Origin of the sequence: Sphingobium vermicomposti, assembly GCF_011762025.1 — a bacterium.
GTDB classification, from domain to species: Bacteria; Pseudomonadota; Alphaproteobacteria; order Sphingomonadales; family Sphingomonadaceae; genus Sphingobium; species Sphingobium vermicomposti.
Map to the genome: position 1 here is coordinate 353,456 of NZ_JAASQR010000001.1, position 22,293 is coordinate 375,748.

General features: G+C 60.5%; 21 protein-coding genes. 14 read left to right on the forward strand and 7 right to left on the reverse strand.

The features are described 5' to 3' along the window. Positions 1 to 3: 3 nt before the first annotated feature. On the forward strand, positions 4 to 831 hold the full coding sequence (locus FHS54_RS01765) for a universal stress protein (RefSeq protein WP_167302065.1): 828 nt from the start codon (positions 4 to 6) through the stop codon (positions 829 to 831). Between the two features lie 143 nt (positions 832 to 974). Here FHS54_RS01765 and FHS54_RS01770 read toward each other — a convergent pair whose 3' ends face one another. Then, positions 975 to 1,217 (reverse strand): HP1242/YdcH family protein, encoded by a 243-nt coding sequence (locus tag FHS54_RS01770; protein WP_167302067.1) that lies wholly within the window; start codon positions 1,215 to 1,217, stop codon positions 975 to 977. A gap of 91 nt (positions 1,218 to 1,308) precedes the next feature. Next, positions 1,309 to 2,910 (reverse strand): MBL fold metallo-hydrolase, encoded by a 1,602-nt coding sequence (locus tag FHS54_RS01775; RefSeq protein WP_167302069.1) that lies wholly within the window; start codon positions 2,908 to 2,910, stop codon positions 1,309 to 1,311. Positions 2,911 to 3,131: 221 nt separating this feature from the next. Here FHS54_RS01775 and FHS54_RS01780 point away from each other — a divergent pair, with 221 nt between their 5' ends. From FHS54_RS01780 to FHS54_RS01800, 5 genes are all read left to right on the forward strand, one after another. Further along, positions 3,132 to 4,064 carry a 1-phosphofructokinase family hexose kinase gene (locus FHS54_RS01780; RefSeq protein ID WP_167302070.1) on the forward strand — a complete coding sequence of 311 codons (933 nt, stop codon included), beginning with the start codon at positions 3,132 to 3,134 and terminating at the stop codon, positions 4,062 to 4,064. A 183-nt stretch (positions 4,065 to 4,247) separates the two neighbouring features. Then, positions 4,248 to 5,126, forward strand: coding sequence for a universal stress protein (locus FHS54_RS01785; RefSeq protein ID WP_167302072.1), 879 nt, complete (start codon positions 4,248 to 4,250; stop codon positions 5,124 to 5,126). Between the two features lie 2 nt (positions 5,127 to 5,128). After that, complete coding sequence (locus FHS54_RS01790) at positions 5,129 to 5,812, forward strand: DUF2238 domain-containing protein (RefSeq protein WP_167302074.1); 684 nt, start codon at positions 5,129 to 5,131, stop codon at positions 5,810 to 5,812. Between the two features lie 314 nt (positions 5,813 to 6,126). Continuing rightward, positions 6,127 to 8,613: a phosphoenolpyruvate synthase gene (gene ppsA, locus FHS54_RS01795; RefSeq protein WP_243855560.1), complete on the forward strand. Its 2,487-nt coding sequence runs from the start codon at positions 6,127 to 6,129 to the stop codon at positions 8,611 to 8,613. Between the two features lie 102 nt (positions 8,614 to 8,715). After that, positions 8,716 to 9,726, forward strand: coding sequence for a L,D-transpeptidase (locus tag FHS54_RS01800; RefSeq protein ID WP_425057290.1), 1,011 nt, complete (start codon positions 8,716 to 8,718; stop codon positions 9,724 to 9,726). A gap of 181 nt (positions 9,727 to 9,907) precedes the next feature. On the opposite strand, the gene FHS54_RS01805 is transcribed toward FHS54_RS01800, so the two are convergent. Next, positions 9,908 to 10,783, reverse strand: a complete 876-nt coding sequence (locus FHS54_RS01805) for an MBL fold metallo-hydrolase (protein ID WP_167302078.1) — start codon at positions 10,781 to 10,783, stop codon at positions 9,908 to 9,910. A 74-nt stretch (positions 10,784 to 10,857) separates the two neighbouring features. On the opposite strand from FHS54_RS01805, the gene FHS54_RS01810 reads away from it, so the two are divergent. From FHS54_RS01810 to FHS54_RS01835, 6 genes are all read left to right on the forward strand, one after another. Next, entirely contained in the window at positions 10,858 to 11,172 is a 315-nt protein-coding gene (locus FHS54_RS01810; protein ID WP_167302080.1) for an ArsR/SmtB family transcription factor, read from the forward strand. Between the two features lie 4 nt (positions 11,173 to 11,176). Next, positions 11,177 to 11,698 (forward strand): rhodanese family protein, encoded by a 522-nt coding sequence (locus FHS54_RS01815; protein ID WP_167302082.1) that lies wholly within the window; start codon positions 11,177 to 11,179, stop codon positions 11,696 to 11,698. Between the two features lie 5 nt (positions 11,699 to 11,703). After that, the gene (locus FHS54_RS01820; protein ID WP_167302661.1) at positions 11,704 to 12,501 is read left to right on the forward strand and encodes a sulfite exporter TauE/SafE family protein; all 798 of its coding nucleotides are present in this window, start codon (positions 11,704 to 11,706) and stop codon (positions 12,499 to 12,501) included. 230 nt (positions 12,502 to 12,731) lie between these two features. Further along, complete coding sequence (locus FHS54_RS01825; protein ID WP_167302083.1) at positions 12,732 to 12,968, forward strand: hypothetical protein; 237 nt, start codon at positions 12,732 to 12,734, stop codon at positions 12,966 to 12,968. Between the two features lie 49 nt (positions 12,969 to 13,017). Beyond that, complete coding sequence (locus FHS54_RS01830) at positions 13,018 to 13,341, forward strand: TraR/DksA family transcriptional regulator (protein WP_167302084.1); 324 nt, start codon at positions 13,018 to 13,020, stop codon at positions 13,339 to 13,341. A 46-nt stretch (positions 13,342 to 13,387) separates the two neighbouring features. Further along, complete coding sequence (locus tag FHS54_RS01835; protein WP_167302085.1) at positions 13,388 to 13,828, forward strand: universal stress protein; 441 nt, start codon at positions 13,388 to 13,390, stop codon at positions 13,826 to 13,828. 191 nt (positions 13,829 to 14,019) lie between these two features. Here the strand turns inward: FHS54_RS01835 and FHS54_RS01840 are convergent, their stop codons facing one another. Further along, positions 14,020 to 14,856, reverse strand: coding sequence for a universal stress protein (locus FHS54_RS01840; RefSeq protein WP_167302086.1), 837 nt, complete (start codon positions 14,854 to 14,856; stop codon positions 14,020 to 14,022). Between the two features lie 593 nt (positions 14,857 to 15,449). Between FHS54_RS01840 and FHS54_RS01845 the strand changes: the two genes are divergently transcribed. Continuing rightward, positions 15,450 to 16,589 carry a hypothetical protein gene (locus tag FHS54_RS01845; RefSeq protein ID WP_167302087.1) on the forward strand — a complete coding sequence of 380 codons (1,140 nt, stop codon included), beginning with the start codon at positions 15,450 to 15,452 and terminating at the stop codon, positions 16,587 to 16,589. Between the two features lie 237 nt (positions 16,590 to 16,826). Further along, positions 16,827 to 17,648 carry an IS5 family transposase gene (locus FHS54_RS01850; protein WP_167302088.1) on the forward strand — a complete coding sequence of 274 codons (822 nt, stop codon included), beginning with the start codon at positions 16,827 to 16,829 and terminating at the stop codon, positions 17,646 to 17,648. 1,132 nt (positions 17,649 to 18,780) lie between these two features. On the opposite strand, the gene FHS54_RS01855 is transcribed toward FHS54_RS01850, so the two are convergent. The 3 genes from FHS54_RS01855 to FHS54_RS01865 form a co-directional block, all read right to left on the reverse strand. Next, the gene (locus tag FHS54_RS01855) at positions 18,781 to 19,101 is read right to left on the reverse strand and encodes an SMR family transporter (RefSeq protein ID WP_167302089.1); all 321 of its coding nucleotides are present in this window, start codon (positions 19,099 to 19,101) and stop codon (positions 18,781 to 18,783) included. 283 nt (positions 19,102 to 19,384) lie between these two features. After that, positions 19,385 to 21,652 (reverse strand): nitric-oxide reductase large subunit, encoded by a 2,268-nt coding sequence (locus FHS54_RS01860; protein WP_167302090.1) that lies wholly within the window; start codon positions 21,650 to 21,652, stop codon positions 19,385 to 19,387. A gap of 38 nt (positions 21,653 to 21,690) precedes the next feature. Beyond that, positions 21,691 to 22,248: a cupin domain-containing protein gene (locus tag FHS54_RS01865; protein ID WP_243855564.1), complete on the reverse strand. Its 558-nt coding sequence runs from the start codon at positions 22,246 to 22,248 to the stop codon at positions 21,691 to 21,693. Positions 22,249 to 22,293: the final 45 nt, after the last annotated feature.

A 22,293-nucleotide genomic window follows, 5' to 3' on the forward strand; every position in this document is an offset into this window, starting at 1 on the left:
ACGATGCTGAAAGATTTGGTCGCAATCGTGGACAATGGCGAAGCCGCGCGCAGATTTATCAAGCGCGCCGCGGCGTTCGCCGCGGCGCAGGAAGCGCATCTCGCAATATCGTTGATGATGGATATCTTCGACAATGCAGCTGTGCTGCCGCCCTTCGACTACTATCCCGTTATCCTCGACCGTATCGATGAAGAAGAGAAGCGCCGTACCGAAGCGGTGAAGGTGGCAGTGAGGGACGAGGCCAATCCCGTCGAGGTGCGTCCGGTTGCCGATGCCCTTGCCTATCTCGGGGGAGCGTCTCGTGTCGAAGGGCGCTATGCCGATTTACTGCTGATCGGCGGCGCCTCGGCTTTCGAAAACCAGAAGCTGCGGCGACGGAGCTTGCAGGCCGCCGTCACGGGATCGGGCGGACCTGTCCTCTGCTTGCCTGACAATGCAAAGCTTGAGCGCGTGGACCGTGCCGTCCTGGGATGGGATGCCTCCAAAGAGGCGCGCCGGGCTGTCCGTGACTTGATCGATGTCGTAAATCCGGGTGCGGTTATCGATATTGTCTGTGTTGATCCGGAACCCACCGCCGAAGGCCACGGTCCCGTACCCGGCTCGGATATCGCTCGCCATCTTGCCCGCCACGGCTTCAGGGTTGACGTTCATGTGCTCAGCTCGGCCGGTCGGCGCATCTCCACGGTTTTACAGCGCTTCGCGGACGAGAATGAGGCCGATCTTCTCGCGATTGGTGCTTTTGCTCATTCGCGGATACGCGATATCCTGCTCGGCGGCGTCACCCGCGACCTGATCGACGACGCGTCGCTTCCGGTTCTTCTGTCGCGCTGAATAGGCAAGGGGCCCCCAGTAGCTTTAGGGGCATGTCGCGGTTGCCAGCTTCCCGACCCTTTGGAAACGCCGATCATAAGGCATCAATCAGGTCGCGCTGATGGTTGTAAGCCGCCGAGATGGGCCGCACGAGCCGCGTCCGACTACGCGATTGGTGTCAGCGCTTGTGCGATCTGGTCTTTGATCGCCAGGCGCCGTTTGCGAAGCGCCGTCTCATGATCCTGCGAGATCGGCTGGACGTTCGTCTCGGCCAAATGGATTTCGTCGTTCACCCCATCATAGTCGGCGAGCAACTGCGCAAAGTTCGAATCCGAGATCTTTAACGCATGGATTTTGTCCATCTGGCCCGGGAACTCTTCACCCAAGGTGTGGGGGGTATTCGACATAACTTACTCCGTTGGCTTTCATTCGATCATGATAAAACGCCGTCTGAGGCGTGCCCATAAGTATGTTCCCCAATCAGAGTGGATCCTGCGGTCAACTATTTCGGCTCTTTCGCTTCTCACGATGGGATTGATAGGAACGCAAGATCTCGCCCATCCTCGCAAGCGCCTCCCGGCGTGCTGACGCGCTCTCGATGCTCTGCAGTTCTTTCTTCAGATGGACCGAGAAATCGGCATAGTCGTTCTGCCAATCCCTCCCGACTGCGCTTTGCAGTTCCGGATCTCCGGTCTTCAGCCTCTTGGCCGCTCCGCGGGAAGGCAGGGAATAGGTCTCGCCGATCCGAGGGGTGATGATCGACATCGCCGCATTGTCCGCTTCGAGTAGCCGTCGAAACGTCTCGATAGAACCGGCTTCACCGTGGCTGAGGAAGAGACTGCCGTCGATCGGCTGTCGCCTTTTGATCCACCGCAGCAGGTCGTTCTGGTCGCCATGCGCCGAATAGCTGTCAATCCGCCGGATCTGGGCTCGAACCGCCACATCCTGCCCCCATATACGGACACGATTGGCACCATCGAGGATCGTTCTCCCCAATGAACCGGCCGCCTGGAATCCGACGAACAAGATTGTCGACTCCCGCCTTGCGAGATTATGCCGAAGGTGGTGACGGATACGTCCTGCTTCGCACATGCCGGACGCAGCCATGATGATCGCGCCCGACATGTCGTTCAGGCGCATCGATTCCATTGCGCTGCCCGTGTAATGGAACGAGGGATGTCGGAAAACTTCGCCCGACCCCATGTCCTCCAGTTCTCCGGCATGCTTTGCGAACACTTCCGTTGCTCGCGTCGCCAGCGGCGAGTCGATGAAAACCGACGGATGAGCTAAGCGACCCGTGTTGATGAGTGTCGCGATGTCGAGCAACAGTTCCTGGGTCCGTTCGAGCGCGAAGACGGGAATGACGAGATTGCCGCCACGCGTGAGCGCCGCCTTGATTTCGGCCTCGAGCAATGTCCGCCGCTGCTCGATCGTCACATCCTCGCGAACGCGGTCGCCGTAGGTACTCTCGCAGAATATATGGTCTAGTCCGTTGGGTCCTTCGGGATCGGCGTGAAACGCCTTGTGATCGGGGCCGAGATCGCCAGAAAAAAACAGACGGGTGCCGCCCACTTCGAGTTCGACTGATGCGGATCCCAGGATGTGCCCGGCATTCCACAGCCTGGCCTTGAACGCCAATGTCGCATCGAACCACCGGTTCAGTCCGACCGTCTCGACCTGTTCATAGGCTGCCTTCGAGTCGGCCTCGGTGTAGATCGGCTCGATGGGCGCCTCGTCGCGCCGGTCCTGGCGGCGATTGCGCCGCTCGGCCTCGCTCTCCTGGATACGGCCGGCGTCGGGCAGCATATGGTAGAGGAGGTCGCGCGTATGCGCAGTCGCGTAGATCGGTCCACGATATCCCTCCGCGACGAGCTTCGGCAGCAAGCCGCTATGGTCGATATGCGCATGTGTCAGGATCACCGCATCCAGCCGGCGAACATCGAACGAAAAGGACTCGCGATTGAGAGTTTCCAACGTGCGCGAGCCCTGGAACAAGCCGCAATCGATGAGGACCGTCTGTCCGCCATATTGCAACTCCATGCAGGAGCCGGTGACGGTCCCGGCAGCGCCGTGGAAGGTGATCTTGGGTTCTTTGCTCATCGGCGCATCCCGCTCCAGCTTGATCGGCTTTCGATGCACTCTTAGTACCCTCTTAGGCACGGGCTATGCGAGAAATCCCGTAGTAGAGCCATCCCCGGATCGACATCCGGAGCGGCCATCTCGCTGATCGTGGCAATCGTTGCGCCCTGTTCGCATCGGTGCGGACGCATTGGGGATATTGCGGATAGACCCAATTGCAGCTCGCTGGCTCAAATAGCGCAATGACGAACATTGCTACATTGACCCTGAATCCCACAATCGACGTCGCCTATGAAGTCGATCGTATGTTCCATACGCGCAAGATGCGCACCAAATCCGAATTTTACAGTCCAGGCGGGGGCGGCATTAACGTGGCCCGGGTTTTCGTTCGGCTCGGGGGCATTGCGCGCAGCTACTATATGGCGGGCGGGGCGACAGGTGATGCCCTCGACGGCTTGTTAGACCTTCACCAGCTTGTTCACAATCGCATTCCCATAGCCGGCCATACCCGCGTGGCATCAGCCGTACTTGAGACCAAAACCGGCAAGGAATACCGTTTCGTACCGCCTGGGCCGAGCATCCGGCCTGCCGAGTGGCAGGCCTGCCTCGATGAGCTTGAGAACGCGCACTGCAAGTTCATGGTCCTGAGCGGTTCGCTGCCACCCGGTATACCCGATGATTTCTACGGTCGGGTCGTGGCATTGATGCGCCGGCGCAATATCCCCGTCATCCTCGACAGCTCTGGCCCCGGCCTCAAGGGCGGGCTCGAGGAAGGCGGCGTCCTTCTGGTGAAGCCCAGCATCGGCGAGTTGCGGCAACTCACCGGGCTGGAACTCATCACTCCCGATGAAATCGCCAATGCGGCAATGGGCGTGGTGCACTCAGGTCAAGCTGAGCATGTCGCCGTAACCATGGGCAATGATGGCGCGATCCTCGCCAATGCCGCCGGTCAGCTTTTCCTGCCGGCAGCGCCGATCGAGGCGAAGAGCGCCGTGGGTGCAGGCGACAGTTTCCTCTCGGCCATGCTCTTTGCCATCTCGATTGGCTGGGACATGGGCGAAGCATTCCGTTTCGGCATTGCTGGTGGTGCCGCCGCCGTCATGAGCCCCGGCCACGACCTCGCCCGGCCAAACGATATCCAACGTCTATACCAGCAGGTTTCCGGCATCTCCTGATCCAAGCGGAGCTCGGCGTATTAGATATCTCCTCAGTCGAATTTTTTGAATGAGATGGGGGGAAGTTCGCGCCGTTACGTGAGCCCACTGGAGCCGGAATGTTTCCAGGCGAGCGCTTTTTTAGATAATATCCTTTGCTGATACCTTCCCCTCGTTGCGCCAAGTCAGATTGCAGTTGAGCTTATGACCACATCACGAGTGATCTTGTTGCCGACAGACTTTACCGGCCGGTGCGACCGCTCCCGGGACCGGGCGGTATTTTTGGCACGCACTTGGAGCGCAAAATTGGTGCTGCTCCACGTTCTGCCGAACGATGCGACAGTCCTTGGCGAGTGGCAGGAGAGCTTGGCTCGGGCGCAGGCAAAGCTTCGAGCTGAAGTGCGGGACGCTGATCTCGTCGTATGCACGAGGGCTGAATTTGGGGATGTGACTTCCACCATTCTCGATATTGCGGCCGAAGTTTCTGCCGACCTCATCATCACGGGCATTTCGCGTCGGGACGAGTTCGACGATTTCCTCATGGGAACCACGATCGAACGCCTGGCGCGTCGGGCAGCTTTGCCGCTCCTAATCGTCAAGGGCGGCGCGGAGGCAGAATATCGGCAGCTCATGGCAGCCACGGATTTTTCGGAATGCTCGCGAACCGCGCTTACAACCGCGGTTGACCTGTTCCCGAAGGCCGCAATCACGCTTCTGCATGCGTATCATGTTCGGCTCGAGATATTACGCGGTCGCGAAGGTCCTGCCGCGGTGCAACAGGCGGATATCGCATACGAGTTGGACGCGTTCCTGAGCGGAGCCGCCCTGTCTCGTGAAACGCAGGCACTCCTCGATGTCAGCGTGGATTATGGTGACGTCTGCCAGGTCGCGCGCGATCACGTGCAGGCGAACGGTGTCGATCTAGCGGTCGTTGGAACGCATGGACGCTCGGCGCTGGCAACAGCGGTGATCGGTAGCACGGCGCGTGCTCTTGTCGGTTGCCTGGAATGCGATGTCCTGCTCGTCCCACAAAATATCCGGACGCGCGGACTGGGCAACATATTGTCCAGGAAACGCGTCTGACGATGCTGGGTAACGAGGGAAATGACGAACAACGAGCCAGACTCGTTCATCTCGCCATCCTTGCCGTCGTACAATCCGTGATGGCAACCGAGCTCGTTTTCCTGGTCGCCAAGCAGCAATGGATCCACGTCTTCCTGGTGACCGGAATCATGCTGACAATGGCGTTCCCTGTCGTGCTGAAGGGCCGCTTTCCCGTTCAGATACCATCCGAGATACAGATACTTGCCATCGTGTTTGGTTTTGCCACTCTCTTTCTCGGTGAGGTTCGCGACTATTATGAGCGCTTCTGGTGGTGGGATCTGACCCTCCATGCGACGGCGGGACTATTGCTGGGCCTTCAGGGGTTTATGACGGTCTATATCCTCAATGAAGATTGCCATGTGGACCTTCATATGAGGCCGGCCTTTCTCGCAATTTTTGCATTCTGTTTCTCCCAGGCGATCGGCGCCATTTGGGAGATATTCGAGTTCACGATGGATCAGGTGTTCGGATTGACGATGCAAAAACCGATGCTCGGCGATCCGTCCGGACTTACCGACACAATGTGGGATCTCATCGTCAACGCCATCGGTGCGCTCGTAATCAGCGTGGCTGGCTGGCGCTATCTCAGTCGCGCCCGATCTTCCTACCTGGGCGATTGGGTCCGACGTTTTATCGCCCGTAATCCCCAGTTCTTCGGCGATTGAAATGTGACCGCCGTGTCGCGAACATTGCTAGGGGATTAGTGGTAGCGGCCGGAGCTGGCCAAGCTTTCGATGGCAGAACCCGCCATGGTCACCAGTGCCGCCCTGGCCAATTGGTCCAGTCGAATGCCTTGGGCCGGTATGGGCGAGAGTACTACTTGTCAGCATACCGCCCCCTGAACGCAGCCCTCCGGCGCTCGGTCGTGCATAGGACCCTTACGTAATGACTGGCACCTCGTCCTTGGCGATGGTCGACCGGAAACGAGGCGATCCGAGCGGCAGTTTGCCTAACGATATATCCAAGCGGGAGGAGAGCGATGCCCAAGCCATTGATCCTGTGGTTCGAAGAAATCACCATCACAGACGTGCCGGCCGTTGGTGGCAAGAATGCATCCTTGGGCGAGATGACGGCGGCTCTTTCTCAGAGAGGCGTCAAGGTGCCATCGGGTTTCGCTACCACCGCCGATGCCTACCGCGCGTTCATCCGTCACAACGATCTTGCGCCGCGGATAGCCAAGCAACTTGCCGCCTTCCATTCTGGTAAATGCACCTTGCAGGACGCTGGACAGGCTATTCGCAGCCTGTTTCTGGAAGGTGAAATGCCTTCTTACATTGCGAACGATATAATAACCGCCTACGCTGAGCTCGGCCGGCGTGCTGGAATTGATCGTCCCTCCGTCGCCGTCCGCAGCAGCGCCACCGCTGAGGATCTCCCCGATGCCAGTTTTGCCGGGCAACAGGAGACCTTCCTCAATGTGAGAGGGCAGCTCGCGCTGCAGGATGCCTGCCGGCGCTGCTTCGCCTCGCTGTTCACGGACCGGGCGATCAGTTACCGCGAAGCCAAGGGCTTCGATCATCTCGACGTGGCCCTCTCCATCGGCATCCAGCAGATGGTGCGATCGGATTTGTCGGGTTCTGGCGTCATGTTCTCGATCGATACCGAAACTGGCTTCCCCAACGCAATCGTCATCAGTGCCGCTTGGGGCCTCGGGGAAACCGTAGTCCAGGGGACCGTCAACCCGGACAGGTATCTTGTTTTCAAGCCTCTGCTCGCACAACCGGCAACCGAGCCGATCATCGACAAGGAGCTCGGCGGTAAGGCCTTCCGCATGGTCTATGGCGAGGGCGGAAGCCACCGCACCCGGATTGTCGAGACGACCGCGCAGGAGCGTGAGACCTTCGTGCTCGACAATACCGACATCCTGAAGCTCGCCCGCTGGGGCGTCGTCATTGAGGATCACTATCAGCGACCAATGGACATGGAATGGGCAAAGGATGGGGAAACAGGCGAACTGTACATCGTCCAGGCCCGGCCCGAAACAGTCCAGGCGCAATCCAGTGCGACCTCATTCCGGCATTACCGCCTGAAATCGAAAGGCGCCGCGGTCACGACCGGCGCTGCCATCGGCACTGCCATTGCCGCGGGTAAAGCCTGCGTGATCCGCACCGTCGCCGACATCGCACAATTCCGCGATGGATCAATCCTCGTGACCGAGACGACGGATCCCGACTGGGTTCCCGTCATGAAGCGAGCTGCGGGCATCGTGACTAACCATGGCGGTACTACCAGCCATGCAGCCATTGTCAGCCGTGAACTCGGCGTGCCCGCGATCGTCGGTACAGGCAATGCCACCGAGGTCATCGCTGAAGATCAGGAGATCACCATTAGTTGCGCCGATGGCGATATCGGCACCATCTACGACGGTATCCTCGATTTCTCGATGGCCGAGGTGGATATCGGCTCCTTGCCGGCTACCAAGACCGACATGATGGTCAATATCGCCAACCCAGCGGCAGCCTTCCAGTGGTGGAGACTGCCCGCAAAGGGCGTCGGCCTTGCACGCATGGAATTCATCATCAACGCCCACATCAAGGTTCATCCCATGGCGCTCGTCTATCCCGAGCGCACGAGTCCGGAAGCCCAGCGCCAGATCAGAGAGCTCACACGCGGATACGCGCACCCGTCTGACTATTTCGTCGACGTTCTCGCTCGCGGCATCGCCAAGCTCGCAAGTCCCTATCACCCGCATCCTGCCATTGTTCGTCTCAGCGACTTCAAGACCAACGAGTACGCCCACCTCGTGGGCGGCGACGTCTTCGAACCTGAGGAAGAGAATCCGATGCTCGGCTTCCGCGGCGCCTCACGCTACTATGACGAGCGCTACCGCGAAGGCTTTGCGCTCGAATGCCGCGCCCTCAGACGCGTGCGTGAAACCATGGGCTTCCGCAACGTAATAGTGATGGTCCCGTTCTGCCGCACCCCGGCCGAAGCTGATCGTGTGCTCGGAACCATGGCCGAAAACGGGCTGCGCCGCGGCGAGAATGGCCTCCAAATCTATATGATGTGCGAGGTACCCTCGAACGTTATCCTCGCCGAGCAGTTCGCCACGCGCTTTGACGGCTTTTCAATCGGGTCAAACGACCTCACCCAGTTGGTGCTGGGGGTTGATCGCGATTCAGGCATTCTTGCCAGCTTGTTCGATGAGCGCGACGAAGCCGTCACGCGGATGATCGCCGAGGCCATTCGCAAGGCCCATGCGGCGGGCATCAAGATTGGCATTTGTGGTCAGGCACCGAGTAATTACCCTGATTTCGCTGCTTTTCTCGTCACCGAAAATATCGACTCTATATCGCTGAATCCGGACAGCTTTGTACGCACGGTTGATGCCGTGTCTCACGCCGAGCTTCCGGGCGATCCCCTTACCGCTCTCCCGGACAAAGACGTGATCTTGGGCTATGCCGACGACGACAATTCGGATCGACGAACATTACGTGGCATCCGCGAAGAGATGCCTCATCGTTAGCAAGTGGATCGCCCTGATTTCGTCCAGGATAGGAGCAACGCGGAAGGTGGATCTCGTGAAGGGGGAGGGGAGCTGTTGCCATGCCATTATAGGCCGGGGATCGTGAATTTAGCCTTCCGCATCTGTGCGACATTGAATGAGGTCCGCTTGTGCTCCACTCGCCGCTCCTTGCTCGTAGCTGCAGCATCGAGTATGCTTGGCTTGTCGATCCTGCCGGCTTTCGCTCAGGCACAGTCTATCGCAGAAGCAGCCGAAAATCTGCTTCCCGGCCAGTTCCTGTGGGCTCCCGAGGCCGCTCCTGAGGGTCCTGTCATTGTTGTTGTCAGCCTCGTCAAACAGCGGGTCTACGTATACCGAAACGGGGTGCTGATCGGCATCTCGACCGCATCGACGGGCACGGCCGGCCACGAGACGCCGACCGGGGTATTCACGATCCTGCAAAAGAAGGTCGATCACAAATCGAACCTCTACAACGATGCGCCGATGCCTTTCATGCAGCGCCTCACCTGGAGCGGCATCGCCATGCACGCGGGTAATCTTCCAGGCTACCCCGCGTCTCACGGGTGCATCCGGCTCCCGCTGGCTTTCGCGCAACGGCTGTACGCTGTTACGCAGATCGGTCTGACGGTCATCATCACCGAGTCCCCCGACGTCCCCCGGTTTGCCCCGACACCCCAAATCCTGCAAGACAGATCCCGAAGCTCCTTCGATGCCGCCTTCGCCCCCATCTGGCAGCCGGATCGAGCGCCAACCGGTCCCGTCTCCATCATCGTCAGTGTGTCCGATCAACGCGCGGTGGTGCTACGCAACGGTATCGAGATCGGCATCGCGCCAGTGTCGATCCGTGGCACCGTTTCCTCCCTGCAGGCCTTCACCCTCAGTTCGATCGATCAACGCGGAACCCATTGGATGTTCCTGCCGATGCTCGGCAACACCAGAACTGGGGAGGTCTCGAAGGAGGATCGTGATCGATTGGGCCTGCCGGAAGTCTTCAGGCGCAACCTGCTAACGGTGCTCAAACCAGGCAGCACGCTGGTCGTCACGCCCGACACCTTGCAGAGCGGAAGCACCGGCGCGCCGCTGACGGTGCTCACCGGCGAAGACCCCGACTAGAGGGGGACTGCGTGCGGCGCCCGAACCTGCTCAAGGTCAAGTTCGCGATCCTCGTCGCCCTCAGCGCATTGCCTCTGCTCTGCGGCCTCTGCGGCGCCATCTCGAGCTGGCTGCATCGACCCTAGATCAGCTGATCGCTTTCGGCCGAAGATCGCCGAACCCTGTCCGCCGCCGGGAGCTGTCACGCGGACATCCGCAGCTTCACCGGAATCTTCAAATAATGCACGCCATTCGCTTCGGCCTCAGGAAACCGGCCTGCCCGAACGTTTACCTGGATCGAGGGCAGCAGCAGCTTCGGCACGGCCAAGGTCGCGTCCCGCGCTTCGCGCATGGCGACAAAGTCCGCCTCGCTCACTCTATCGTGAACATGGACGCTGGCCCGACGCTCCGCGCCTACCGTCGTCTCCCAGCGATACTCCTCGCGGCCCGGCGCCTTATAGTCGTGACACATGAAGAGGCGGGTCTCGTCCGGAAGCGCAAGAACACGGCGGATCGAACGGTAGAGCGTTCGCGCATCCCCGCCCGGGAAATCGGCGCGCGCCGTCCCGTAGTCGGGCATGAAGAGCGTATCGCCGACAAAGACCGCATCGCCAACCCGATAGGCCACATCGGCGGGCGTGTGTCCCGGGACAAGGAGCACCTCCACTTCGAGCCCACCGACGCTGAAGCGTTCACCGTCGCGAAACAGGCAATCGAAATCGGAGCCGTCCGTGCGCAGGTCATCCAGCGCGAAGACGGGGCGGAAGATCTTCTGGACATCGCGGATATGCTCTCCAATCCCGATCCGTGCGCCGACCTTCGCCTTGAAGTAAGGTGCTGCCGAAAGGTGGTCGGCATGCGCATGCGTCTCCAGAACCATCGTGATCCGCCAGCCCTTCTCGGTCGCGAACTGCAGGATGCGTTCCGCCGATTCCGAGCCGGCCTCACCGCTCGATAGGTCGAAGTCGAGTACAGGATCAATGACGACCGCCTCTCCACTTTCGGGGTCCGCCAGCAAATAACTTACCGTGTTGGTCGGCTCGTTGAAGAATGCCTCGATGACAGGCTTGTTGGCCATCTCACGCCTCCTTGGTTCTTGACGAATATATTAGTATCCCCTAATTTAGCAATAACTAATGTTAAGGATCGAGCATGCTGAAGCCACCCATGGATCTCGCCACTTTCGAGACGAAGGCCGGGCAGGTCGCGAACTTGCTCAAGGCGATGGCCAACACCAAGCGCCTGATGGTCCTCTGCAAGCTCGCGGAGCATGGTGAAATGACGGTCACCGATCTCGCTCGCGAGATCGCGCTGTCCCAGTCCGCGCTCTCCCAACACCTGGCCAAGATGCGCGATGAAGGCTTGGTCGCCAATCGTCGTGAGAGCCAGACCATCTGGTACCGGATCGCGGACGCAAAGACCGGCCAGCTCCTCGTCGCCCTCTACGAGCTCTATTGCAAGGATTGAACCAATGACGATAACGACACTCACGCCGGACGCCGCCCAACGCGCCGTTGCCGCCGGTGCGACGCTGGTGGATATCCGCGATGCCGATGAGCACGCCCGCGAGCGAATACCCGGCGCGATCAATATACCGCTCGCAAGGATCGAAGACGTTTCGGCAACGACCGGGCCGATCATCTACCATTGCCGGTCAGGGATGAGGACCGAGGCGAGCGCCTCGACTCTCGCAACCGCCGCGAAGGGCAGGCCCTGCCAAATCCTCGAAGGCGGTCTCGACGCGTGGCGCGCTGCCGGGCACCAAACCAGCATCGATCGCAGGCAGCCAATAGAAGTGATACGCCAGGTCCAGTTGATCGCTGGTGGTCTCGTCCTCCTCGGCGCCATCCTCGCCGCGACCGTGTCGCCTGAGTTCGTGGTGCTTTCAGGGTTCGTTGGCGCCGGTCTCATGGTCGCGGGCGCAACCGGATGGTGCGGCATGGCTCGCCTGCTTCGCCTCATGCCCTGGAACCGTCGCTCGCCGGTGGTTTGACGACCATGGGCACGAGCCAGGTCTTGACCGCCCTCGGCGCAGGCGCTGTCATTGGCCTCGTCCTAGGTCTAGTGGGTGGCGGCGGTTCGATCCTCGCCGTTCCGCTGCTGGTTTACGGCGTCGGCGTCCAATCGACCCACGCAGCGATCGGAACGGCTGCCGTGGCCGTTGCCGCCAATGCCGCAACGGGGCTGATCGGGCACGCTCGCGAAGGGACCGTCAAGTGGCCCTGCGCCATCGTCTTCGCGCTGGCCGGCGTGATCGGCGCCGCAGCGGGCGCGGAGTTCGGAATGGCGATGGATGGTGGAAGACTGCTGACATTGTTCGGCATTCTGATGATCGGCGTGGGGCTTTCCATGCTTCGGCCGCGCCGGGCGGCCGAAGCACCCGATGTCCACCTCTCGCGGTCCACAGCATCGACACTGCTGCCCAAGCTCCTGCCCATCGGCTTCGCGGTGGGCTTGGCAGCCGGGTTTTTCGGAATCGGCGGCGGCTTCCTGATCGTGCCGGGTTTGATAGCGGCGACCGCGATGCCGTTGCGCAACGCGGTGGGCACCTCCCTCGTCGTGGTCATGGCTCTCGGCATCACGACGGCGACATCCTACTCGTTCTCGGGCTTCGTCGACTGGCGCCTTGTCGCGCTGATGATCGTCGGTGGGATCGGCGGTGCAGCGCTAGGCCTTGCGCTCGGCCGTCGCTTGGCCATGCGCAAGCAGCTCCTCGAGCGGGTCTTCGGCGTGGCCGTCGTGGCTGTCGGCGTCTACATAGCCTCGCAGGCGCTCATCGGCGCCGCTGGTGCTTGAAGGCTCTGCGCGATCGCCACCGAACAAACAGTCGCGGAAGGTGACGTACAGCTACGGGTACTGGCCAAGGACAAAGACTGAGAACGACCGGCGAGACAGTGGAAGGTTGAGGAAGGAACCAGTTCCGCCCACACAACTGTGGTGGCATCCGGTGCATTACGTAACGCGCCGCCGCTCCCGTTTCGGTAGAGCAATGAGAATTCGGCGCCTGCCGATTGAGGAGATGGAACATGAGCGCGCTCGATGACCTGAAAGCGGAACTCGCCAAGCTGAGGGACGAGGCCAAGGTACGGGTGCATCTCGGAACCATGGAAGCTCGGCAGGAGTGGGAGGAAATCGAGGCCAAATGGAACCACTTCGTCTCGCAAGCGGGCCTCCACAAGAGCGGCGAGGACATCAAGTCGGCGCTACGTTCGCTCGGCGACGAGCTGCGGTTGGCCTATCAGCGGCTGAAAAACGCGCTGTAGGATCTCGCCGACGGCGCCCATGCGCCGGAACCTCAACAAGGACGTCCCGATGCCCGATCTCCCCACCCAACAGTCGCGTCTCGAGGAGCAGCTCGCCGAACTCAAGGCAAGGCGCGCGCGCATCGAAGGCGATCTCGCTGAGCCGCTCAATCCGGATTCGTCGGAGCAGGCGGTGGAACTCGAGGACGACCCCTCGCTGGAAGGCCAGGCCGCCCTGATCGATCAGGAGATCGGATCGGTCAGCCGCGCGCTCGAACGCATTGCCAAAGGCACATACGGCGAATGCGTCCGTTGCGGATCCGATATTGCCCCGGCCCGCCTGGAAGCCAGACCCGAGGCAGCTCTGTGTATCCGGTGCGCGAGCGCGGAGTAGTCGTCGTGAGAACGCAATTGCAGATCGACATTTGGAAGGAGCGAAGATGTTCAAGACGATCCTGCTTGCCTACGATGGCTCCGACCATACAGCTGCGGCCTTGCGCCAATCGGCCGATCTCGCCCGGCTGTGCAACGCAGAGCTGCATCTTCTCGGCATCGTCGTCACCACGGGCAACGCGGTTGTGGCCGAAGCCTACGGATCGGCCTATGGCGCGAACGACTTCTTCGGACAGGAGCGCAAGGCTATCGAGGCCGCGCTGAGCCGCGCCACCGATGAGCTCGGCGAACACATCTCCGTACACGCGAGCATTCGGGAAGGAGATCCGGCGGATGAGATTTCCGCATACGCTCACGAGATAGGTGCCGATCTTGCCATTATTGGCCACGGCGGGAAAGGCTTCCTGGCACGCTGGTTCGAGGGATCGACCGGCGCAAAGCTTGTTCGCGACCTTCCCTGTAACTTGCTTGTGGTGACTGGCGCGTAAAACGCGGAATGCAGGTCGAAAGTTTGCTGGCTCTGGAACAAGCCTCGATCCTGCCCCCCCGCTTAGGCGGTTTTACTTGCTACGCGCACTGAGGGCTTAGGATTTCTCGGCGATATCGCTCGCGAAGTGAACATCGCCTCAACTTAGAAGCTGAGGGGGACGTAATCGGCGAATTGGCCTCCATTCCGGCTTTAGTGCGACAAGAGAATCGGCAACTTCGGGGATTCGAGCACCGAGCGTGTCGCACCACCGAGTATGAACTCGCGAACGCGCGAATGACCATATGCGCCCATGACGAGTAGGTCAGCTCTCAACCGCTCGCAAATGGACTGGAGGACAAGACCGGCATCGGAACCGTCAGCGGGGATCTCGATTGCTTCGGCCGCGATATTGTGCCGACCGAGATGACGAACGACGTCGGAGATCGGCGCGGCCTTCGACAGGTCCTTGTCCTTTGTCACACTAGCGACGGTGACCTTACTTGCCGCGCGGCAGAAGCTCAGGGAATCCGCTAAGGCTCGCGCCGCGGCACGGCTACCATCCCACCCGATCACAACGTGATCCAAGCGGAGCGACGCAGCGCCGGGTTCGGGAAGTAGTAGCACAGGCCGACCGGCCTCGAAAACCAGGCCCTCCGCCATCGCGACGGTATTCTGGTGGCCATAGACCGGCACGATGATCAGATCATAGGCGCACGCTTTCGCGGCGAGCTGCCAGTGCGTGACCATACCTGGGCACCGGACGAGCAGCGCCTCCCCAACAAGGTCATCCCCAACGGCCGACGAGAATTGCGAGAGCAGCGTCTTCGCATTTTCGGAACTCTTGTGGTTCTCAGCCGCGATCATGCCATCCGCATTGACCAGCTTGTTGGCGAGCCAGTTGGAAACCGGAGGAATGTAGACCTCACAAACTCCGGCCGAGAGCTTGGCGCCGCAACCCTGCGCAAGCGAGATGGCCGCCTCCAACGCCCAGCTCGGTGTCGGCTCGAGATAGCTGTTCATTTGCAGAATGATGTCGCGCACAGGCATATATATCTCCGCTGGTTAAGCAGCCTATGACAGGATCATCGAAGTGAACCGATCCGTAATTCCACGGAGGGCAAAGTTAGCTGATGCCCGTGCGTCTAGCTTGTCAAAGAGCCTTCCTCCCGGGATGAGCAAGCGCCACAATAGAACATAAGCGCTGTTAGACCGAGGCTGACTTGCAGCAGGTGATTGCAAATATGATGGCCAGAAATGAGGAATGTGATGGCGCGAAAGCGCGGGCCCGAAGAAATCAGCAAGCTGCTGGAAACGGAGATCGTGCTATTCTCTTACGAAGGCGGCAGCAAAGGGGAAGGACAACGGAAATATGCAGGGTGCGCGAGGCTGTGCGGGTATACTAGCCCCGATCAGCACGATGGCATTCGGGGCTGGATGGCCACGATAAGTCTGCCGGCGCGCAATGTGCGATAGGGATTTCAGGCTGTCATTGTTCCTGCTACGGGCAAGGCTGCGCATCCAACCGGGCGGACAGATCTTATCACCGCAGCTAGCTCATTCGTCATAGAGGTGTTGAGAACCCAAGGCGGTAGATAGAGAATAGGCTTGCACACTTCTCTGCGGTCACGCAGCATCCCCTCATGCCTCGACCCGTCGATTTCACCGTGACAGTGCTGCTTTCGATCGCTTCACTTGCGCTGCCTGCGTCAGCAAGATCGCAGGTTCGGCCGCCCCTTCCCAGCGTAGTGCTCGATCAGATGAGCGACCTCGATGCCCGTTGCAATGCCGCCGGCGGCAAACCCGGCAGCGGCCGCTATATCATTGCGCAGGATTTCACGGGAGATGGCCTGCTCGATTACCTCCTGTCTGAAGGCGACTACGACTGTACCGGTCGCCAGGGACTGTTCCGCGAGAACGGCCAGGCTCGCGTCGACATCTTCGTTACCGACCGAACCAATGCGGCCCGCCGGGTTTATTCCGACACGCTGATCGGCTACCGGGTGCTGACCGGGCGTCCGACGAGAGTGCAAATTGCGCGCAAGGGTGTGCTGTGCGGCGCGGGGACACCGCCCCAAGGCCAATGCGCCGCGCAACTTGCCTGGAACGGCACTTCCTTTGGCGAAGCAGCGTCCGTTACTCGCCCGGGCGGCAGTGGTGCCGCCGCCTCTGTGGCGCTTCCTCAACCGTCACCCCGGGCGATCTCGGAGGCCGGCTTCCTTGCCAATTGCCGCGCAAACCTGATCAGTCGCGATGCTAGTGCGGCGCGTTGGGCCGACCAAGAATGCCGGACCAACTGGCAGAAGGTCGTTGCGAGCGGCCCGGCCGCCGACATGTTTCTGGCTGTTCTGCCTGCCGGCGGCGGCAAGCCGTCACTTTCCGAGACGAAACAACGGGCAGCGGGAGTCCGATGGGGAGCCCAGTCTACCCCACCTGCGTTGGCCACAGGAAAACTGGGCAAACTGGACATCGCAATCCAGGGACGCGGTACGCCAGACACCGTCTCAGCCAACTGGACAATGGTGGGTGCCGAGATCCCCTATGACATTCCAGAGGCATTGAGTGCACGCGGCGTGTCTATCATGGAAGTATCCTGCGAAAAGGTCGGGGCAGGCGCAGGCACGCGTACGTATGCCGGGATATCGCCGGGGCAGGTACCGTTCGCCCTGATAGTCGACCAGCAGACAGCTCCCTTGGGGCACATGCAAAGTTACTATACCGCCACGATCAGTCTGGCTGCCGGACATCCTGACCGCGGCTCAACGGCCGGGTGCAACTTTTGACATTACCCGATCATGTCGGCGTCGGTGCGTTCCGCAGGAGTGAGCGGCAAGGAATGCGTGCCGGACTGTATGCATGGAAGCGTTTGGTCCCATGACATCGACAAACCTGACCTCACGCTCGCATCAGAGCCTAAGTGCCCGATCGGAAACTAAGTTGAGTGGTATCAGTAGGTTAGCTTGACGGCTTGGCCTGTCGTTGATTCAGGGGTTTCGCCAAAAACTACCGTGGATTCAACGATGTGGACCGATACCACTCGCGCCCTTCATGCGCGAAGCGGGCTGGCTTTGCCAAGCGATATGACCGACGCCGAGTGGACGGTTCTGGAGCCGCTGCTACCTCCAGCGTCGCATGTTGGGCGGCCTCGCAAATGGCCGCTGCGGCGTATTGTGGAGGCTGTCCTGTATTTGTTGCGTGGCGGGCTGCCCTGGCGGATGTTGCCGCCGTGCTTTCCCCCGGTTTCGACCGTGCGGCACTGGTTCTACCTCTGGCGCGACAACGGCCTGTGGCTGACGATCAACCACACCTTGCTGATGGTGGCGCGCGAGGCGCATGGCCGCGAGCCTTCGCCCAGCGCTGGCGTGATCGATAGCCAGAGCGTCAAAACGACGGAAAGCGGCGGGCCACGGGGCTATGACGCCGGCAAGAAGGTCAAGGGGCGCAAGCGGCACATCCTGACCGACACCGAAGGCAATCTCGTCCATGCCGTGATCCACACCGCCGACATCCAGGATCGCGACGGGGCGCCGCTGGTGCTCTCCGAAATCGTCGGCCGCTTCCCCTGGCTGCGCCATGTCTTCGCTGACGGAGGCTATGCCGGAACCAAGCTCAAGGATGCACTGCGCCGCATCGGCAAGTGGACTATCGTGATCGTCAAGCGGTCCGACACCGCCAAGGGCTTCGAGGTGCTGCCCCGACGATGGGTCGTCGAACGGACCCTCGCATGGATCAGCCGAAACCGTCGGCTCGCCAAGGACTTCGAACAGACCATCGCGTCCGCAACCGCATGGCTCTTCATCGCTTCGATCCAGCTCTTCACCCGCCGCATCGCAAGATCATGAAACTACGTCGGATAATTTTGAATCAGGCACTAAGACCAGGCCGCACCGCACGCAGCTCATAGAATACCCTCATGAAACGTTCAGCAGGTCGCTCGATCTGCGCCGTGGATACCCGCGGAAGCCCTGTTGCATGGGGCATTTACAGCTTGTTGAAGATCCCGAGCAGCGAAATACCCTCACAGTCGTTATGGTGATGCCGTTCTGTAGTTTTCGGTACGACGATATTCGACAACTGTGCCTGCGCAAACCGGCCACGGCCTGTTACTCTTATCGGAAGGGTAGCTGGCGCTGCCCGCTGGCTACGGCCGAGATGTGGGAATGTGATCGAACTAGCTGCCGTGCATCGCCGCACAGTGTATAAACGGCGTGGCGTTGCCCGCCGCGGTTCTGGTGGTCGACGCGATAGCCCTGATAGGGAATGCTCTTTTTTAAACGCGCCGCGGTCGGGGGCGATCCCGATCGAGAGACCGGCGGTACGTTTTGGATGCATTGCAGGTGGAGCGAACCCATCCCGAAAGCACTTCAGCTCGGCAATGCTGTCGTCTCCGCGCAACCCTCCAAGCCGATCTTGTCCCCGGCCGAGAAATGCCGCCGGATGTCCTTTACGGGCGCTGACGGCGAACAGACACAAAATGACCCCTCCATCATCTGACGGAGGGGTCAGGGAAAGGTCTCGCGGACTGGCCGAGATTCCTTCGGGTCGCTACGCGACCATATTTCAATGAACGCCAGATGAATAGCGAATATTGCTTCTTCCGGTGGACCATCTCGAGCGAGGCACAGGGAGGCGGCCTCGCGGGAGAACTACGCGGCCGGCGAAAGGCGTTCGCTCGGCCACGTGCTATCTGCAATGATCGGCGATGACGGGTAGGCCCAGTTCGCAGCCCCGTGGGGTCATCAATTTCATCTATGACCTCTTATAGATATTCGGGTCCTAGCGGGTGGGACCGTCGCGCGGCATTCTCCGTGAAGGTTGCGGGAGAGGTCGTTTGTCGCACGACAAGAAAGTCACGCCAGGGCGGACCGGCCCCCGGTCCAAGGTCGTGGAAATACTCTTTGCCGCATTGGCCGCGCGGGCAAGGGGGCGGACAACGTTCGACATTGGTCCTGACGCCTTCGAGCGCGAGGAACGCTAATCTGTTGAGGCCAACTTCATGAGTACGAGCCCGCTGACGATCAATATGGCCGCACCCACCCTGAGCATGCTCATTTGCTCGCCCAGAACGATGATGCCCAGCACAAACGCGCCGACCGCGCCGATGCCGGTCCAGATCATGTAGGCGGTACCAAGCGGCAGAAAGCGCATGGAGTAAGAAAGCAATGCGAAACTGGCGATCATCGTCAGTATGGTCACTGCGGAGGGAACAGGCTTGCTGAAGCCGTCGGACAGCTTCATCGCGTAAGCCCAAACGACTTCGAGAACGCCAGCTATTACAAGATAGACCCAGGCCACAAGAACACCCTTAGCATAGCCGCCGGGCCGTCCCGGGCTTCTGCCTGCGCACAGGGGAGGACGTGGCCTCACGCCGGGTATATAGAACTGCCAAATGAAGGATCAAGTCGGGGGCACCCCGCATTCGCCTCCGCTACGGCTATGATCGTTTTGTGCGGCATCGATCGCTTCAGCCGCATTTTCGGCCGATGCCAACCGTCATGGATCCGTCCAAGCTGGTGACGGAGCATGCCAGATCTGCGGATAGAAGTCTGGGCCGCGTGACAACATGCTCCTCGATGGATTACCGACCAATCTGAATCTCCCCGGCGTCAGGCCGGGGCCTGAGCCAAAGGCTGGCGACAAACCAGGCGAGCGCTACCGCCCCGGCAGAAAAGACGATATCTCCAGGAACCCTCAGCCAGACGAGCAAATCGACCACTGGTTGTTGCATGAACTCGGCCGAGCGAGCGTACCAGTAGCCCTTATCAATCGCTGCGATCAGCTGCAGCGTCCCAAGCGGTAGCAAGGTCAGGAGCGCCATCAACGCAAGGCCGATGTTGAAGCACCAAAAGCTCGTCTTCAGCACGCCTTCGTTCCAGATCAGGTTCGGCAACATGCCACGCAGGCAGAACAGGACGAGCCCGACGCCCAACATGCCGTATACGCCGAACAATGCGGTGTGTCCGTGGAGCGGCGTTAGGTTGAGCCCCTGCATGTAGTAGAGCGACAGCGGCGGATTGATGAGGAAGCCGAACAAGCCTGCCCCGACGAGATTCCAGAAGGATACAGCGAGGAAGAACATGACGGGCCATTTGTAGCGCTGCATCCAGGGCGTCGCGCTGCTCAGCTTCCAATGTTCATAAGCTTCGAAGCCAATATAGGCGAGCGGCACGACCTCGAGCGCCGAGAAGCTTGCGCCGAGCGCCAGCACCGCGATCGACGTTCCCGCGAAGTAGAGATGGTGCAACGTTCCCAGCACCCCGCCGGCCATGAAGATGATCGTGGCAAACAAGACGGCGACCGTGGCGGTCGGTATCGGAATGAGGCCGAGGCGCGTGAAGAGGAAGGCGATGACCGCGGTGGCGAAAACCTCGAAGAAGCCTTCGACCCACAGATGGACCACCCACCAACGCCAATATTCAATCATGGAGAGCGCTGTATGCTCATTCCAGAACAGCCCCGCGCCATAGAAGAGTCCGATGGCTACGGCGGACAGGAAAAACAGCATCGTGATGTGGCGGGATTCGGACTTCGCTTTGAGCGCAGGCCAGAGCGCTCGGCCGACCAGCACCAGCCAGATCATCAGGCCGATGAAGAGAAACCACTGCCAGAAGCGGCCCATATCGACATATTCCCAGCCTTGGTGCCCGAACCAGAAGTTTCTCTCCAGTCCCAGTCTCTGCATCACCGCGAGCCATTGGCCGGCAAAGGAGCCCACGACGATAATCAGGAGGCAGGCCCAGAGGATGTTGACACCCAGAGCCTGGAACCTCGGTTCATGGCCCGAGATAGCCGGAGCTATGTAGAGTCCCGTTCCCAGCCAGGCTGTCGCGATCCACAGTACGGCAAGCTGCGTGTGCCAGGTTCGGGTGATCGAATAGGGTAGGATCTCGGCCGCTTCATAGCCGTAAACCAGCTGTCCCTCGACCTGATAGTGGGCTGTCATCGCACCCAGCATGATCTGTGCGAGAAATAGTGCGAGGACGACCCAGAAATATTTGGCTGTCGCCCGCATCGAAGGCGTCACCGCGATCTCGCGTAGCGGGTCTGTCGCGGGGAGGTCGTGTTCCTTCTCCCTGCGTCCGTGCGTCACCGCATGGTGCCAGCCTAGCAGTGCGATGCCGGCAAGCAGGAACGTCACGCTGAAGGCCGACCAGATGAAGGTACTTGACGGCGGGCGGTTGCCAACCAGCGGCTCGCTCGGCCAGTTGTTCGTATAAGTTGTGGTCCGGCCTTGCCGCTCCGTTGTGGTCGCCCAGGCCGTCCACCAGAAGAAGGATGTCATGGCGGCGCGGTGCCCGGCGTCGGGGACCGTATCGTTCTTCATCGCATAGTTTTCGCGCAGCTCGGCGGTGGCGGGGTCGTTGCCGAACAGATTGATGTAGTGACTTGCCACAAGCTTTATTGCTGCGGCGCGATCGTCGCTGATCGTGATGGTATCCGTACTCGATTGATAAGTGTTTCGGCGCATTTCCGTTTGCAGCCGCCGCTGCAGGAGCGCCTTCTGTTCCTCGTTCAAACTCGCAAAGGGGCCGCCCATCTGCCGGTGTGCCCAGATATCGAGAAGCGCCAGTGATTCCCGATGCAACCAGTCGGCTGACCAATCGGGCGCTACATAGCCGCCGTGTCCCCAGATCGAGCCCAGTTGCATGCCGCCCATGGATTGCCAGACTTGGCGGCCACGCTGCATCTCGGCACGGGTGAAGACGGTGTCGCCGCTCGCGGTCACTACTTTCGCGGGAAGCGGCGGTGCCTGGATGCTGATGTCGCGCCCGACCAGAAGCAGGACGGCAAATGAGATTGCCAGCAACGATAGCAGCCAAATCCAGAGCTGACGCGTTCGGCTCATGGTTCTCCCCTTCTCGACAAGGCGGTGCAGCGCAGCAACTAACGCATTGCACGCGGGTGCCATGGTGCCGCGCCCCGGCGGTCAGTCCTTCCTGGGGGCGGCTGATCCGCTTGGACGACCGGACCGCCTTCCGCTTCCCAGCGGTCGACACAGTCGCAATCGTTATAAGTACCGTCCGCCACGGTCTCGGCGCCGGCTATTGCTTGTGACCCTTCAGGCGGAAAGAGGATCGTCAGAAGCAGCACAGAGTTTTCCGCGCCCTTCACCGAGTGCGGCGCACCGCCTTCGAGATAGACCCACTGGTTACGCCGCAGTTCGATTGAGGTCTCGCTGAGCCCGATTTTCACATGACCTTCAAGGCAATGCAACATGATGCTGCCAGGGACCTGATGCTGGGGCATTTCGGTGCCGCTCGGGATCACCAGACGGATGGTTTCGAAATGGTCCGCCTTCACGATCGCTGTCGAATGTTCCTCATGGGTCGTCACGTCCCCGGGCAAGAGATCGACGACTTCTCCGGGCGCTGCGTGGTGAAGAGCCATATCGTTCAGTTCCTTTTCGTGATCGTCGGTTGAGGATTGGAGCAGGACGAGCAAGCGGACTGCCGCGCGCCGTCAGGGTTGGCACGTGCGCGCAAGAGC

What these genes read in the sequence shown, in the direction of transcription:
- FHS54_RS01765 (WP_167302065.1), top strand. Translation starts at nt 4, where the DNA reads ATGCTGAAAGATTTGGTCGCAATCGTGGACAATGGCGAAGCCGCGCGC.
- FHS54_RS01770 (WP_167302067.1), bottom strand. Translation starts at nt 1,217, where the DNA reads ATGTCGAATACCCCCCACACCTTGGGTGAAGAGTTCCCGGGCCAGATG.
- FHS54_RS01775 (WP_167302069.1), bottom strand. Translation starts at nt 2,910, where the DNA reads ATGAGCAAAGAACCCAAGATCACCTTCCACGGCGCTGCCGGGACCGTC.
- FHS54_RS01780 (WP_167302070.1), top strand. Translation starts at nt 3,132, where the DNA reads ATGACGAACATTGCTACATTGACCCTGAATCCCACAATCGACGTCGCC.
- FHS54_RS01785 (WP_167302072.1), top strand. Translation starts at nt 4,248, where the DNA reads ATGACCACATCACGAGTGATCTTGTTGCCGACAGACTTTACCGGCCGG.
- FHS54_RS01790 (WP_167302074.1), top strand. Translation starts at nt 5,129, where the DNA reads ATGCTGGGTAACGAGGGAAATGACGAACAACGAGCCAGACTCGTTCAT.
- ppsA (WP_243855560.1), top strand. Translation starts at nt 6,127, where the DNA reads ATGCCCAAGCCATTGATCCTGTGGTTCGAAGAAATCACCATCACAGAC.
- FHS54_RS01805 (WP_167302078.1), bottom strand. Translation starts at nt 10,783, where the DNA reads ATGGCCAACAAGCCTGTCATCGAGGCATTCTTCAACGAGCCGACCAAC.
- FHS54_RS01810 (WP_167302080.1), top strand. Translation starts at nt 10,858, where the DNA reads ATGCTGAAGCCACCCATGGATCTCGCCACTTTCGAGACGAAGGCCGGG.
- FHS54_RS01815 (WP_167302082.1), top strand. Translation starts at nt 11,177, where the DNA reads ATGACGATAACGACACTCACGCCGGACGCCGCCCAACGCGCCGTTGCC.
- FHS54_RS01820 (WP_167302661.1), top strand. Translation starts at nt 11,704, where the DNA reads ATGGGCACGAGCCAGGTCTTGACCGCCCTCGGCGCAGGCGCTGTCATT.
- FHS54_RS01825 (WP_167302083.1), top strand. Translation starts at nt 12,732, where the DNA reads ATGAGCGCGCTCGATGACCTGAAAGCGGAACTCGCCAAGCTGAGGGAC.
- FHS54_RS01830 (WP_167302084.1), top strand. Translation starts at nt 13,018, where the DNA reads ATGCCCGATCTCCCCACCCAACAGTCGCGTCTCGAGGAGCAGCTCGCC.
- FHS54_RS01835 (WP_167302085.1), top strand. Translation starts at nt 13,388, where the DNA reads ATGTTCAAGACGATCCTGCTTGCCTACGATGGCTCCGACCATACAGCT.
- FHS54_RS01840 (WP_167302086.1), bottom strand. Translation starts at nt 14,856, where the DNA reads ATGCCTGTGCGCGACATCATTCTGCAAATGAACAGCTATCTCGAGCCG.
- FHS54_RS01845 (WP_167302087.1), top strand. Translation starts at nt 15,450, where the DNA reads ATGCCTCGACCCGTCGATTTCACCGTGACAGTGCTGCTTTCGATCGCT.
- FHS54_RS01850 (WP_167302088.1), top strand. Translation starts at nt 16,827, where the DNA reads ATGTGGACCGATACCACTCGCGCCCTTCATGCGCGAAGCGGGCTGGCT.
- FHS54_RS01860 (WP_167302090.1), bottom strand. Translation starts at nt 21,652, where the DNA reads ATGAGCCGAACGCGTCAGCTCTGGATTTGGCTGCTATCGTTGCTGGCA.